Raw genomic sequence first — 13,779 nt, forward strand, 5'->3', positions numbered from 1 at the left:
TCAGGGATGAGGTGCGTAATCGCCCGCGCTGAGCATGCCAGGGATGGGGTCTTTTATGTCTTTGCGAAACACGTATGCTCCCTGAAGCCCGCTCAGCTGATAAGAGTGTGAATGCTTAGCGATCAGATTGAGATCTGCTTCAGGAACACGGGCAGATCGGAAAGTCGCTTAAACCATCCATGGATGCTCGGCCCACGCCGTCCCTGGCGCGGGACGCTTTCCTCCTCTGACCGTGTTCCCTGCGCCTTGAGCATTTGCGTTGCTGTCAGATAACCTATGAGCGTGGCATTCAGCCCAACCCACACCCTCTGACAATCAATAAGCATTCAGCTCTCTCATCAGCACAAAAAAAACGGGGTGGCCTGCGCCACCCCGTTTTTATCAGACGATACCCTGACTGCGCAGGTAATCTTCATAATTACCGGTGAAGTCCACCACCTTGTCTGCTTTCAGCTCAATCACGCGGGTTGCCAGCGAGCTGACAAATTCGCGGTCATGTGAAACAAACACCAGCGTGCCTTCATACATCTCCAGCGCCATATTGAGTGATTCAATCGACTCCATATCCAGGTGGTTGGTCGGCTCATCCATAATCAGAATGTTCGGTTTTTCCATCATCAGCTTACCGAACAGCATACGACCCTTCTCACCACCCGAAAGCACTTTCGCCGGCTTCTTAATATCATCCTGCGAAAACAGCAGACGACCCAGAATACCGCGAATGGTCTGCTCATCATCGCCAGGCTGTTTCCACTGACTCATCCAGTCAAATACTGTCAGGTCATTGGCAAAATCATCGGCATGATCCTGAGCGTAATAACCAATGCGTGCGTTCTCTGACCATTTAACAGTGCCATTATCTGGCGTAAGCTGACCCACCAGTGATTTCAACAGCGTCGACTTACCAATACCGTTGGCACCGATGACCGCCAGTTTCTCACCGACTTCCAGCAGCAGATTTAAATTCTTAAACAGCGGACCGTTATCAAAGCCTTTCGTTAAACCTTCTACTTCCAGCGCATTACGGAACAACTTCTTGTCCTGCTCAAAGCGGATAAATGGGTTCTGACGACTGGAAGCTTTCACTTCATCCAGTTTAATTTTATCCATCTGCTTGGCGCGTGATGTCGCCTGACGCGATTTAGAGGCGTTAGCACTAAAACGACTGACGAACGATTGTAAGTCAGCAATCTGCGCTTTCTTCTTCGCGTTATCTGATAACAGACGTTCACGTGCCTGCGTTGCAGCGGTCATATATTCGTCATAATTACCGGAATAAACCCGCAGCTCGCCATAATCCAGATCGGCCATGTGAGTGCAGACCATATTAAGGAAATGACGGTCATGCGAAATGATAATCATGGTGCTGTCACGCTCGTTCAGCACCTGCTCCAGCCAGCGAATAGTGTCGATGTCCAGGTTGTTCGTCGGTTCGTCGAGTAACAAAATATCGGGATTTGAAAACAGCGCCTGTGCCAGCAACACACGCAATTTAAAGCCCGGCGCAATTTCGCTCATCGGGCCGTAATGTTGCTCAACCGGAATACCCACGCCGAGCAATAACTCACCGGCACGGGACTCGGCGCTATAGCCGTCCATCTCACCGTAGAGCGCTTCAAGATCGCCGACTTTATACCCCTCTTCTTCGCTCATCTCGGGCAAAGAATAAATACGGTCGCGCTCCTGCTTCACTTCCCATAATTCATGGTGACCCATGATTACGGTGTCCAGTACGCTGAATTCTTCAAAGGCAAACTGATCCTGACGCAGCTTACCGATACGCTCATTAGGATCGTAAGAGACGTTGCCGCCTGAAGGCACCAGATCGCCACCCAAAATCTTCATGAAGGTGGATTTTCCGCTGCCGTTCGCACCGATTAAACCGTAACGATTACCGCCGCCAAATTTAACGGAGATATTTTCGAACAGTGGCTTGCTGCCAAACTGCATGGTGATATTGCTGCTAACTAACACGGCATTGACCTTTGTGAAGAGAATGGATGAAAAAACGGCGGCTATTATGCCAGATGTGACGCAGCGCACGCCAGCGTCAGGCGTGGATTCCTGGCGGGGTGATTGATATCCCGGCAGAAATAAAAAAGCCGGAGGGCCATATTGGCCCCCCGGCTCCCACTTACAAGGATTGTGTTGATCAATCGATCAGGAAACTGTCCAGGCTTTTACCGGAATCCAGCGCTTTTTTAATCGCTGCCGGGGTACGGCCCTGGCCAGTCCAGGATTTCTGCTCACCATTTTCGTCGGTGTAAGAATATTTAGCCGGACGCGGCGCACGCTTGGTGCGTTTTTTTCCGCTCTCCAGCGCACCTAATAATTCATTAGGATCGATGCCGTCAGCCAGCAGCATTTCGCGATATTTAGACAGCTTTTCTTCTTTTTCGCGATTCTGTGTCTCTTCCGCTTCTGCTTCTTCGCGGCGCTCAGTAACGACTACCGTTAATTTTTCCAGGATCTCTTCAAGATCGGTCAGTGGCAGTTCACGAGCCTGGGCACGTAATGTGCGAATATTGTTCAGTACCTTAAATGCGTCACTCATCACAATGTCCTTGATTAAGGGGGGTTAATAAAACTGTAGCGCCAAGACTACCTAATTCAAATAAAAAAATAAATTATTTTTACGCTACAGATAATTCCTAAGTTTTAATTTCAGTTAAAATCTTACTATTAAATCGGCAGTGGCTGGTAATTTATTAACGCTGAATTAACAACAAATCGCCCTTTTACTCAACCGATGAAAACGATTTCAGCCTTGTTATACCGGCAACAGGCGTTAACGATTTTCGCTAAACGCGCACTACAGCGCGTCATTAATTGCAATTAAAGGTTCGTTGATAGCTGATTAAACGCGTGCCCTGATTGAGATCTCTGTCACACCAGCTTACAGATCATGCCTGAAAAACCGCCTCCCCCACCTTAAATAGTGCAAAATTATTACCGCTCGCGTGTTTTTTTTAATTATCCCTCAGCGTGCAGCCAGCCCTTTTTTAACGGTGAGATTTCCAGCAGCGTCAGATTATTCGCAGCCCGACCGGCTGTGCAATAACTGTAGGGTCTGACTCCGCCTGGTGAATGATCACGTGCTCTCACCTTAACAGTCGTAAGTTGCATTAAAGAATCGTCATAGAAATAAATTCAGAAAGGTGACACGGCTCAGAATCCAGGATGGCCGGTAACGTAAAAATAATTGCCGGTCAAAAGCGCTGATAATATTCCGGCTAAGACTGGCTGTTTATTTTCTGCAGTCCGGACCGGACGCGTTGGGGCTGCGATGTATGCTAATTCAACGGCTTAGACCATTGAGATTTACATTGAGTGGGTGAGAACCCTTAACTTAACGCGGTTAAAAGGGAGAGATAAAGCGGTCACTGCGCACAGGCAGCGACCGCGAAAGGATTAATTCGCCTGTGTGGCCGGACCAAATACCGGATATTGCGGCATCTCAACGTTCTGATACGTTTCCCATCCGCCGCCCAGCGCTTTATAAAGCGCCACTAAATCCAGAGCGCTCTGCATTCTCGCCTGAGTCGCCTGCTCCTGAGCCTGTGCCAGCTGGCGCTGCGCATCCAGCACGTCAAGGAAGGTCGAAAGCCCCTGGCGGTAACTGTCGCTGGCGAGGTTAAAGGCCCGCTGCAGGGCGCCGGTCGTCTCATCCAGCGCAGTCACGCGCTGCTGGTCGGCGCGGTAGCTGACCAGCGCATTCTCGACATCCTGTAACGCCGTCAGCACAGTTTGACGGTAATCCAGCGCGGCGCTGGCCTGCTGCGCCCGCGCTAACTTGACGCTCGATACCAGTTGTCCACCCTGGAAAATCGGGATCGAAAGCGAGGGGCCATAACTGTAGAAATGGCTGCTCCAGTTATCCAGATAACTGGCGTCAGTGTTGCGGACGCCCAGCTGTCCGGTCAGCGACAGGCTTGGGAAGAGCTGCGCAACAGACACGCCGATCTCCGCGGTTTGAGCATGCAGCGTCGCTTCAGCCTGGCGAATATCAGGACGACGACGTGCCAGCGTGGAGGGAATACCAACCGGTACAAACTGCGGCAACGGCGGTAAGGCTTTAGGTGTGCTGAGTTCAGCATCCAGTGCACCCGGTGTTTTGCCGAGCAGCACCGCTAATCCGTTCATCGCCTGCCGTGCCTGCGATTGATACTGCGGCAGCTGGGCCTGAAGCGTGCTGAGCTGGGCACGGGCATTTTCTACATCAGTTAACGGAGCCAGACCATTACGCTGCTGACTTTGCGTCAGCTCGGTCGTCTGCTGCGCCACATTAATCTGCTCCTGCAGAGTCTGAACGGTGCTCTGCGCGCCTCGCAGCTGCAGCCAGGCTCGCGCAACTTCAGCCTCAAGTGAGACCAGCGCATCGTTACGCTGCTCTATCGCTGCCTGCTGCTGGGCATTGGCGGCCTCAACCTGACGGCGAACTTTGCCCCACAGGTCAAGCTCCCAGCTGGCATCGAAGCTGCCCTGATAGAGGTTAACCGGCTGGGTCAGGCCATTGAGCTGGCTGGCCACGTTGCTGTCGAGTTGATCGGTGGCGCCATTGGACTCAAGCAAGCCTTTCAGGCCGAGCTGCTGACGGGTGACTTTAGCCGAACCGCTCAGACTGGGGAACAGGCTGCCCTGGGCCTGCGTCAGCTGTTCACGCGCGCCCGCAATCCGCAGCACTGTCTGCTGCAGGCTCAGGTTCCCCGCTATCGCCCGCTCAATCAGGCTGTCGAGCTGCGGATCGTTAAAGCTCCGCCACCAGCGGGAATTAATTGCGGCGTTTTGTGGCTTTGACGCCTCCTGCGAATCCAGCGTGTTGTAGCTACCTGGCACGGCAGGTTTCGGTGCCTGATAGTCAGGTCCGACAGCGCAGCCCGCCAGCCCCAGGGCCAGCAGTAAGCTCAGGGGTTTCAGGCGATGAGTATAAAAAACCTTCATGTTAGTGTGCTCCTGCACTGCCTTCGCTCTTGATCGGCGACAGCAGCCAACAAAATGGAATCAAAATCAGGGCGACAATACTCAGGCCTGAGAAGACATCGATGTATGCGAGAATACGCGACTGCGCAATCATCTCCTGATAGAGCTGACCGGTTGCCAGCGTAATGGGATCGCCCACCGCCGACGTGAAGTCGCGTATCGCCTGCGCCCAGTGCTCAAGCGTAATGTTGAACGGCTCGTTAAGCGGCGTCATGTTGTGCACCATATGCGCAGACCGCGCCTGTGCGCGCTCGGTAATGGCCGCGGTCGAAAGCGAGATCCCAATGGATCCGGCCACGTTACGGAACATGGTAAAGAGCGCGGAGGCGTCCGCGTTAAGTCGCTGAGGAATGGTGACAAAAGCAATCGTAGTCAGCGGAACAAACAGGAAACCCAGCCCGATCGACTGTGCGCTACGCATCATCACCAGCGTTTTGAAATCGACATTCGGCGTCAGGGTAGCTGAATAGAAAAACGCCATGGCCAGACAGCTGAAACCAAAGGCGATGATGTATCGCGTCTGCACAATCGGCATCAGTTTCAGCACCAGTGGAATGGTCAGCACAATAAGCACCGCGCCGGGCGACAACACCAGCCCTGACCAGGTGGCGGTATAACCCAGATCCTGCTGCGCCAGCTGTGGCAACACCACAGAACTGCCATACAGAATCATTGCCATTCCCGCCATCAACAGCCCGGCCACCCAGAAGTTGCGGTCTTTCATTACCAGAATATCGACCACCGGCTTACGCGCATACATCAGCCAGTAAATGGCGCCAACGATGCCAACCAGCGCCAGAACAGCGAACAGTACGATAAAGTGCGAAGCAAACCAGTCCTCATCTTCTCCGCGATCCAGCATCACCTGCAGACACCCCAGGCCTAAGGTAATCAGGCTGATCCCGATGTAATCGATCTTCAGCTTACCTTTGGCCCATTTACGCTCCCAAGGCGGATCTTCCAGCAGCTGATAGATCGCCAGCACAGTCAGCACGCCCACCGGAATGTTAATAAAGAACACCCAGCGCCAGCTGTAGTTGTCAGTGATCCAGCCACCCAATGTCGGGCCAATCACCGGCGCGACGATAATAGCGATGGAGGAGAGACCAAATGCCTTGCCGCGATCTTCTGCCTTGAAGTAGTCCAGCAGCACGGACTGCTGAACGGGCTGCAATCCGCCACCAAAAAAGCCCTGCAGCACGCGGAACAGAATGATTTGCCAGAGTTCAGTGGCGATGCCGCACAGGAACGAGCAAATGGTGAACATCACAATGCAAATCAGGAAAAACTGTTTACGGCCAAACAGCCGGCTGAAGAACGCAGAGATAGGCAGCACAATGCCGTTCGCCACCAGATAGGAGGTCAGCACCCAGGTTGACTCATCATAACTGGAGGAGAGCGAACCGGCGATGTGCGGCAGCGCCACGTTAACGATGGTGGTGTCGAGGATCTCCATAAACACCGCCAGCGTCACCGTGATTGCCACTAACCACGGATTACTGGCCGGTTTCCAGCTCTGCGCCGTACTCATTCCACTGTTACCTCGGGTTCAACGGAGAGACCCAGCGGCAGCGGATGGTTCGGATCCAGGCCCTTGTCGATAACGATTTTCACTGGCACACGCTGAACAATTTTCACGTAGTTACCGGTGGCGTTTTCTGACGGGAAGGTCGAGAAGCGTGAGCCGGAGCCCATCTGAATGCTGTCGACGTGTCCTTCCAGCTTCATGTCCGGCCATGCATCAACGCTGATTTTCACTTTATCGCCAGGATTCATGCGTTCCAGCTGAGACTCTTTGAAGTTCGCAGTAACCCAGATGTCAGGCGAAACCAGCGAGAACAGAGAGGAACCGGCCTGCACCAGCGTGCCCAGCTGAACGTTACGCTTGGTGATAAACCCGTCATAAGGCGCGCGAACCTGGGTATAGGAGAGGTTAAGATCGGCCGTACTTAACTGTGCTTTCGCCTGCTCAACCTGTTGCTGACGCGCTTCAACATTGGTCTCCTGCTGACGAATCTGCAGGGCAACCTGTGAAGCGACTTCAACCTGGGCTTTCGCACTCTGTAACTGTGCCTGCGCCGAACGTAGCTGCGCAGACGCGCTGTCGATATTACGCTGGCTGGTCGCACGTGGATCGACGCCACGCTGGCGACGATAATCCGCCTGCGCATTCAGCATATTGGCTTCTGCTTTCGCCTGATCGGCCAGAGCCTGATCGCGCTGAGCCGGATACTGTACTTTTGACAGCGCCAGCTGGGCCTGCGCCTGATGCAGTTGTGCAACGGCTAAACCGAGCTGCGCGTTAGCCTGCTCACGCTGGGCACGGTTATCGCTGGGATCAATCTCCACCAGCAGATCGCCCTTCTTCACCCGCTGGTTATCTTTCACCAGCAACTTCACGACATAGCCGGATGCTTTAGGCGCAATAGTAACGGCATCGCCTTCGGTAAAGGCGTCGTCGGTGGTTTCAATATTGCGGGTAGATAACCAGAACCAGAGACCGACAATCAGCATAATCACCACCACCACCGCCAGAATAATCAGCGGCTTTTTACCGGGGCGTTTACGCTCAGGCTGCTGGTCGTTGTCCTGATTTTCCTCTGACTGACGGTTTTGATCCGTCGTGTTTTCTGCGTCCTGCTGATGTGGATCGCGTTGATTGTTCTCGCTCATAGTTCCCATCACTGGCTAAGGCCCTGATTCCGGGCATAAAGGTCCTGTTAACCTTATATCGGAAATTGACAAAATCCAGTGCAACTTTACGAAACTTGAGGAATGCCGCACATCCTGCCACCTGACAGCGATAGCAGGATGTATCGGGCCTAATTGAGCAACCGCAGCAGCAGCCAGCCGCTGGCCATTGACCAGGCCAGCAAAGGAAGGGAAAAGAGATGAAATTGCCACCATACGGCACGATCTTTCGCCATACGCAGAGCAATCAGGTTAGCCAGTGAACCTGGCAGCAGACCGAATCCACCGATGTTGACCGCCCAGGCGAGCACATCGGTTGGCGGGACTTTTTGCAGCAGCAGAATCGTCGCCGGGACATTGCTTATCACCTGTGACAGACCAATCGCCAGCAGATAGAGCTGCCCCTGGCCGAAATGCGCCACCGCATCAAAGTGAGCCTGCATTACCGGCAGACGTGTCAGCAGGAAGACGTCAATAAACATGGCGATAAACACCGCCAGCAGGCTCCAGTCGATACGTTGCAGCACCGGACGCGCCATTACCATAAAGGTGGCGAGGATAACCAGCAGTATCCAGCCGGTGATTTCCAGCTCCAGACCGGCGATAAACAGCAGGTATAACACCACGCTGACAATAAACAGTGGCTTCTGCCACTCCGGCTGCTCCGGGTTGTCATGTTTATCAATTGTCCGCTTTGAAAAGCTAAACCAGGTCAGCACGACCAGGCTCAGCAGCAGCCAGGCGGCCAGCGGCAGCATCTGCACAATGAATGCAATAACGCTGAGCTTGCCGTGACTCCACAGCAGAATGTTTTGCGGATTGCCGACCGGCGTCAGCAGCGACCCGGCATTCACTGCCAGCGCCTCGAAAATGATCAGTCGCGAGATAGGTAAATGAGAGAACTTCCGCAGCGTTAATGTCAGCGGCACCAGAATAAACAGCGCAACATCGTTGGTTAAAAACGTGGAGAGCAACGCGGCAGCCAGTACCATAAATAGCGCCAGCGCACGTTCGTGCCGGAAACGCGCAATCAGGCGTCCTCCCAGCACGTCAAAGTAGCCGCTGGTTTCCAGCCCTTTGGTCAGAATCAATAACCCGGTGAGTGTGATAATGGTATGCCAGTCTACGGCTCCGGGCAGATCGGCCCAGCGGAAATCCGCCAGGAATGCCAGAACTACACCAATCACGATTAATAAATGCAAAATTGAGTCATGCAAAAAAGATCGAAGCAGTTGTGGCATGGTGAGGGTACGCCTTAGCGTTAACGGGTTTCGGAGAACTTCTTAAATACAGCCAGAGTTTCATCACTGACGTGATGTTCAATACCTTCTGAATCGCGTCGGGCCGTTTCGGGGCTGATGCCTAACGCCAGCAGAAAACTTTCAACAATATGATGACGGGCGCGACTCTCCTCTGCCAGCTTCTCCCCTTCACTGGTCAGGAAGACACCGCGGTAAGGGACCTGCTCAACCAGCCCGGCACTGCCAAGTCGTTTCAGCATTTTAGCCACTGTCGGTTGCGAAACGCCCAGACGGGCTGCCATATCGACCTGACGTGCTTCGCCAAATTCACCAATTAAATCAGAGATTAACTCAACGTAGTCATCAATTAACTCCCGACGATGCGCTTCACGCACCTGCCGAAAACCTTCGACATGCTCTTCAATATCTTTCAGTGGTCCTTTCGGCGCAGAAACCACGCTTTTAGCACGACGACTCATTCAGCTTCCTCATTATTATTTCCCGTACTGACGCTGCTGTACGGATTTAGCTGCGCTCATTGTAAACCAGCCACAAAGAAGCTCAAATTTTTCGTCATTAGCCTTGGCTAAACGATATAGCCAGTGCTATCTTTGTTGATAATGTAAGCAGCCAACGCATGATCCCTAGTGATCTTCTGTTGCTCTGGTGATGATGACGCTCTCACCCCACGCTGCTGGTTACCGCGTCGATCAGGATTGGGAGGTAATTCTATGAGCACTCTGAAATGTTGCTTAGATTGCAGCAAATGCTTCCAGACAGAGAAGAAAACAACCACGGAGTTTAAATCCTGGCTGTGCCTGCTGACGCGTTCCCCTTTCACACTGCGTCTGATGCTGATTGAAAAACTGCTGGGCCATAAGCCTGCCGAACCTCGCTGTCCGAATCTTATCTGGCGCGGCTAATCCTGATTCAGAGCCTTTTTGCCTGCGGTTGAAAGGCTCACGCCCCTCTGTTTGTTCTCTTTGTTTTTTCCCCTCATAAGAAACTGCCCTGAGGCTGAAAGGGGCATGCCTGCAGATCAGCGTCTGCCAGAGAATGAGACGGGAGACCGACAGGTAAGTCGGGGTGGCGGGTAAAATCAGCACAATAAAAAACGGCCCACAAGGGGCCGTTTTTTTGCAGGTCAGCTAAGCTAAACTTAGAAGCTGTAACCTACGCCAGCAATCCAGGTACCGACGTCAACGCTACGGATACGGCTCTGCTCGTAACCAACGTCAAGTGCGATGTCCTGCATTGGGTTAAACTGCATGCCTGCGCCGTAAGAGAAACCTACGTCGCTGGTGTCAGTTTTATCACGTGATGCAGTTTCGTTGCCCTGGTATTTACCATAGCCGATACCGACAACACCATAGATGCTAGCCCAGTCGTTCAGACGGAAAGCTGGACCACCGGTCACACCGTAGTACTGGCCTTTGTTGTAAACGCCATCTTCGGTACGATCTTTTTCAGTGTAGGTGAATGAACCGATCCAACCCAGTGGGTTAGAACCGTCTTCGTAGCGGTATTTCAGGTTGAAGCCGTTAGCTTTGTTCGCTACGCCCTGATAATCGCTCTGAGCATAGCCACCAGTTACGGTGCTCTGTGCCATTGCTGAACCTGCAGATACTGCCAGTACACAGGCTAATGCTGAAAGACATGCAATTTTTTTCATAACCACCTCAAATGTGAAAATACTTCTCTCCTGACAACGCTGAAAATATAACAAAAAATAGCGAGAAACTCTGCCCGGATTTTGTTGTCTAACAAAAAGTTTGGTGTAACAGGACGTTAATGCGACATACTATGTCATTCATTTTTCTTATAAAATCCGTCATCTTCCTGCAATAATCTTTTTGTGCTCAATTTGCCGTTTAAGTTAATTCCTAAAAAAACCTGACATTTCTTTACCTAAATGGCACTGATTTTGGCCAAAATTTGCGCAGTTAAGGCAAATTAAAAACGCTGACTCATGATTTTTTGCCTGACATTTCCTTTACACTGGCCCACTCGTTACGTTGATGACCAGGAAAAGTACACAGGATGTCTGCCTCTCCCGCTTCTAAAAATCTTGCGCCAATCGTGTTGCCAATTGCCGTACTGCTGATTGCGATGCTGTCGCTGCAGGGCGGTGCTTCTCTGGCAAAAAGCCTGTTTCCTTCTGTTGGGGCGACGGGAATCACCGCGCTGCGTCTGGGCTTTGGCACCCTGATACTCTGTGTCATCTTTAAACCCTGGCGTTTACGCTTTAGCCGGGAACAACGTCTGCCTTTGCTGATGTATGGTCTGGCGTTGGGCACCATGAACTTCACATTCTATCTGGCGATTCGCACTGTGCCGCTGGGCGTGGCGGTGGGACTGGAGTTTACCGGTCCACTGGCGCTGGCGCTGTTTGGATCGCGCAGACCACTGGATTTTGTCTGGGTGCTGCTGGCGGTGATTGGTTTGTGGTTCCTGCTGCCGTTTGGGACAGGGATGACCGCGATTGATCCATTGGGCGCAGCACTGGCCGTGAGTGCGGGTGCCTGCTGGGCAATCTATATCCTGGCGGGACAGCGGGCAGGTGCAGAACATGGTCCTGCGACAGTGGCTATCGGTTCGCTGATTGCTTCGGTGATTTTTGTACCGCTGGGGCTGACGTTTGCAGAAAGTGGCATCTGGACATGGGCCGTGATGCCGATCGCATTGCTGGTTGCCCTGCTCTCCAGCGCGATACCCTACTCACTGGAGATGATCGCCCTTACCCGCTTACCGGCGCGCATCTTCGGCACGCTGATGAGTCTGGAACCCGCCATGGCCGCTTTTTCCGGCATGCTGTTTTTGGGCGAAACGCTGACCGGCCTACAGTGGCTGGCGCTACTGGCAATCATCATCGCTTCGGCAGGCTCAACGCTGACCATGCGACCGAAAAAGAGCCAGTTAAGCAGCGTGGAATTATCAGATTCTGGTCAGAAATAAACGCCTTTAGCCTGCCTTTGTGGTGGGCTAAATAACAATCATGCTCATCATGAGAATTATTCTTAACCATTCCCTGTCCAGGTTCTGACTATTTTGAAACAGACGCTTACCTGTTATTTACATGTAAAATTAAAGCATTGATTTAATTAATTAAATACAAGCGCTTTTATTTTAACATTGCGTTAACCTCGTCTGTGCCTTCCCGCATTTAATAAAGACCTGCACTATTTCATCTATCGATAAAGTCGTTTCTGCAAAGCTGAAAAGCGCTGCTATACTTATCCGGTACTTGATTAGGACAACCATCAAAGAGAGGACTGAAACGATGAGTACCGCTAAACTGGTTAAAACTAAATCTGCTGACCTGATTTATACCCGTAATGACGTGGCCGAAGATGAGAAGAAAGCCACCATCGCGGTGTTGAACCGTCTGGTAGTCGAGTTTATTGACCTGTCATTGATTACTAAGCAGGCGCACTGGAACATGCGCGGTGCTAACTTCATCGGTGTACATGAAATGCTGGACGGCTTCCGTACTGCAATCACCGAGCATCAGGACACCATTGCTGAGCGTGTGGTACAGCTGGGCGGCGTTGCACTGGGCACCACGCAGGTTGTTAACGATACGACGCCGCTGAAAAGCTATCCGCTGAATATTCACAGCGTTCAGGATCACCTGAAAGCGCTGGCAGACCGTTATAGCGTCGTGGCTAATGATACCCGTAAAGCCATTACTGAAGTGAAAGATGAAGATACCGCTGACATCTTTACTGCGGCATCACGTGACCTGGACAAATTCCTGTGGTTCATCGAAGCCAACATTGAATAAAACTCAATGCAGTCAATCAGGCGGGGAAACCCGCCTTTTTTACGTCTGCGTTACCGCATTTTTATGACCCTGTTAACAGTTCTTCCTTCCTTCGCTTCACAGCCTTAACATCTGAGGCACACTACCGCTTGCACCAAAACAGCCATATGCACCAAAACTGAGCACCTAAATGGTGCAAAGGCAGAATTAACTGCAAAATCGTGTCAGCTATGTTATTTAACTCTCTGATTTCGCGAAACTTGCAAAGTTGGCATAATTATTTCATATGACAAGCCGCAAACGCAGGCCCTGCCGCCTGGTAGTAAAAAAAGGAAAAATGATGAAGTCACTGTTAAAAGTTTCTGTGGCCGCGCTGGCGCTGGCCTTCTCCCTCTCTTCCACTGCAGCAGATAAGAAGCTGGTTGTCGCTACCGATACCGCCTTTGTTCCGTTCGAATTCAAACAGGGTGACAAATATGTCGGCTTTGATGTGGATCTGTGGGATGCCATTGCGAAAGAGCTGAAGCTGGATTATACCCTGAAGCCAATGGACTTCAGCGGCATCATCCCTGCACTGCAAACGCGCAATGTCGATCTGGCCCTTGCGGGCATCACCATTACCGAAGAACGTAAAAAAGCGATCGAGTTTTCTGATGGCTATTACAAAAGCGGTTTGCAGGTAATGGTGCGTAACAATGAAAACGACATCAAAGGCATCAGCGATCTGAACGGTAAAGTGGTTGCTGTGAAAAGCGGCACCGGCTCTGTGGAATACGCAAAAGCCCACATCAAATCTAAAGACCTGCGTCAGTTCCCGAACATCGACAGCGCCTACATGGAACTGGGCACTAACCGTGCGGACGCCGTGCTGCATGACACGCCAAACATTCTTTACTTCATCCACACCGCCGGTAAAGGCCGCTTTAAAGCGGTAGGCGATTCGATTGAAGCGCAGCAGTATGGTATCGCCTTCCCGAAAGGCAGCGACGATTTACGTGAAAAAGTAAACGGCGCACTGAAAACCCTGAAAGAGAACGGCACCTATAACACGCTCTATAAAAAATGGTTCGGCACCGAACCTAAATAATAATTTGCCCGTTATCT

General features: G+C 51.8%; 12 protein-coding genes. 4 read left to right on the plus strand and 8 right to left on the minus strand.

Going from position 1 to position 13,779, the window contains the following annotated elements; translation table 11 throughout:
• Nucleotides 1–381 precede the first annotated feature (381 nt).
• The 7 genes from IAI47_RS13150 to mntR all read right to left on the minus strand — a co-directional run bounded on the left by IAI47_RS13150 (nt 382) and on the right by mntR (nt 9,391).
• Nucleotides 382–1,974 carry an ABC-F family ATPase gene (locus IAI47_RS13150; RefSeq protein ID WP_008925818.1) on the minus strand — a complete coding sequence of 531 codons (1,593 nt, stop codon included), beginning with the start codon at nt 1,972–1,974 and terminating at the stop codon, nt 382–384.
• Nucleotides 1,975–2,152: 178 nt separating this feature from the next.
• Nucleotides 2,153–2,554, minus strand: a complete 402-nt coding sequence (locus IAI47_RS13155) for an H-NS family nucleoid-associated regulatory protein (RefSeq protein ID WP_003850507.1) — start codon at nt 2,552–2,554, stop codon at nt 2,153–2,155.
• 857 nt (nt 2,555–3,411) lie between these two features.
• The gene (locus IAI47_RS13160) at nt 3,412–4,941 is read right to left on the minus strand and encodes an efflux transporter outer membrane subunit (RefSeq protein WP_003850508.1); all 1,530 of its coding nucleotides are present in this window, start codon (nt 4,939–4,941) and stop codon (nt 3,412–3,414) included.
• Between the two features lies 1 nt (nt 4,942).
• Complete coding sequence (locus tag IAI47_RS13165; protein ID WP_003850509.1) at nt 4,943–6,511, minus strand: DHA2 family efflux MFS transporter permease subunit; 1,569 nt, start codon at nt 6,509–6,511, stop codon at nt 4,943–4,945.
• Entirely contained in the window at nt 6,508–7,653 is a 1,146-nt protein-coding gene (locus IAI47_RS13170; protein WP_003850510.1) for an HlyD family secretion protein, read from the minus strand. The genes IAI47_RS13165 and IAI47_RS13170 overlap by 4 nt, the downstream gene beginning before the upstream one ends.
• Before the next feature lie 149 nt (nt 7,654–7,802).
• Complete coding sequence (locus tag IAI47_RS13175; protein WP_003850511.1) at nt 7,803–8,912, minus strand: SLC13 family permease; 1,110 nt, start codon at nt 8,910–8,912, stop codon at nt 7,803–7,805.
• Nucleotides 8,913–8,932: 20 nt separating this feature from the next.
• A complete protein-coding gene (gene mntR / locus IAI47_RS13180; RefSeq protein ID WP_003850512.1) occupies nt 8,933–9,391 on the minus strand; it encodes a manganese-binding transcriptional regulator MntR in 459 nt (152 codons plus the stop codon).
• 252 nt (nt 9,392–9,643) lie between these two features.
• On the opposite strand from mntR, the gene IAI47_RS22065 reads away from it, so the two are divergent.
• Nucleotides 9,644–9,835 (plus strand): hypothetical protein, encoded by a 192-nt coding sequence (locus IAI47_RS22065; protein ID WP_003850513.1) that lies wholly within the window; start codon nt 9,644–9,646, stop codon nt 9,833–9,835.
• Nucleotides 9,836–10,071: 236 nt separating this feature from the next.
• On the opposite strand, the gene ompX is transcribed toward IAI47_RS22065, so the two are convergent.
• Entirely contained in the window at nt 10,072–10,584 is a 513-nt protein-coding gene (gene ompX, locus IAI47_RS13185) for an outer membrane protein OmpX (RefSeq protein ID WP_008925816.1), read from the minus strand.
• Between the two features lie 368 nt (nt 10,585–10,952).
• Between ompX and rhtA the strand changes: the two genes are divergently transcribed.
• The 3 genes from rhtA to glnH all read left to right on the plus strand — a co-directional run bounded on the left by rhtA (nt 10,953) and on the right by glnH (nt 13,762).
• Nucleotides 10,953–11,867: a threonine/homoserine exporter RhtA gene (gene rhtA / locus IAI47_RS13190; RefSeq protein WP_003851733.1), complete on the plus strand. Its 915-nt coding sequence runs from the start codon at nt 10,953–10,955 to the stop codon at nt 11,865–11,867.
• Nucleotides 11,868–12,192: 325 nt separating this feature from the next.
• A complete protein-coding gene (dps, locus tag IAI47_RS13195; protein ID WP_003851735.1) occupies nt 12,193–12,696 on the plus strand; it encodes a DNA starvation/stationary phase protection protein Dps in 504 nt (167 codons plus the stop codon).
• A 319-nt stretch (nt 12,697–13,015) separates the two neighbouring features.
• Complete coding sequence (glnH, locus tag IAI47_RS13200; RefSeq protein WP_003851738.1) at nt 13,016–13,762, plus strand: glutamine ABC transporter substrate-binding protein GlnH; 747 nt, start codon at nt 13,016–13,018, stop codon at nt 13,760–13,762.
• Nucleotides 13,763–13,779: the final 17 nt, after the last annotated feature.

Source organism: Pantoea sp. MT58 (assembly GCF_014495885.1).
GTDB classification, from domain to species: Bacteria; Pseudomonadota; Gammaproteobacteria; order Enterobacterales; family Enterobacteriaceae; genus Pantoea; species Pantoea eucalypti.

What these genes read in the sequence shown, in the direction of transcription:
- IAI47_RS13155 (WP_003850507.1), bottom strand. Translation starts at nt 2,554, where the DNA reads ATGAGTGACGCATTTAAGGTACTGAACAATATTCGCACATTACGTGCC.
- IAI47_RS13160 (WP_003850508.1), bottom strand. Translation starts at nt 4,941, where the DNA reads ATGAAGGTTTTTTATACTCATCGCCTGAAACCCCTGAGCTTACTGCTG.
- IAI47_RS13165 (WP_003850509.1), bottom strand. Translation starts at nt 6,511, where the DNA reads ATGAGTACGGCGCAGAGCTGGAAACCGGCCAGTAATCCGTGGTTAGTG.
- IAI47_RS13170 (WP_003850510.1), bottom strand. Translation starts at nt 7,653, where the DNA reads ATGAGCGAGAACAATCAACGCGATCCACATCAGCAGGACGCAGAAAAC.
- IAI47_RS13175 (WP_003850511.1), bottom strand. Translation starts at nt 8,912, where the DNA reads ATGCCACAACTGCTTCGATCTTTTTTGCATGACTCAATTTTGCATTTA.
- mntR (WP_003850512.1), bottom strand. Translation starts at nt 9,391, where the DNA reads ATGAGTCGTCGTGCTAAAAGCGTGGTTTCTGCGCCGAAAGGACCACTG.
- IAI47_RS22065 (WP_003850513.1), top strand. Translation starts at nt 9,644, where the DNA reads ATGAGCACTCTGAAATGTTGCTTAGATTGCAGCAAATGCTTCCAGACA.
- ompX (WP_008925816.1), bottom strand. Translation starts at nt 10,584, where the DNA reads ATGAAAAAAATTGCATGTCTTTCAGCATTAGCCTGTGTACTGGCAGTA.
- rhtA (WP_003851733.1), top strand. Translation starts at nt 10,953, where the DNA reads ATGTCTGCCTCTCCCGCTTCTAAAAATCTTGCGCCAATCGTGTTGCCA.
- dps (WP_003851735.1), top strand. Translation starts at nt 12,193, where the DNA reads ATGAGTACCGCTAAACTGGTTAAAACTAAATCTGCTGACCTGATTTAT.
- glnH (WP_003851738.1), top strand. Translation starts at nt 13,016, where the DNA reads ATGAAGTCACTGTTAAAAGTTTCTGTGGCCGCGCTGGCGCTGGCCTTC.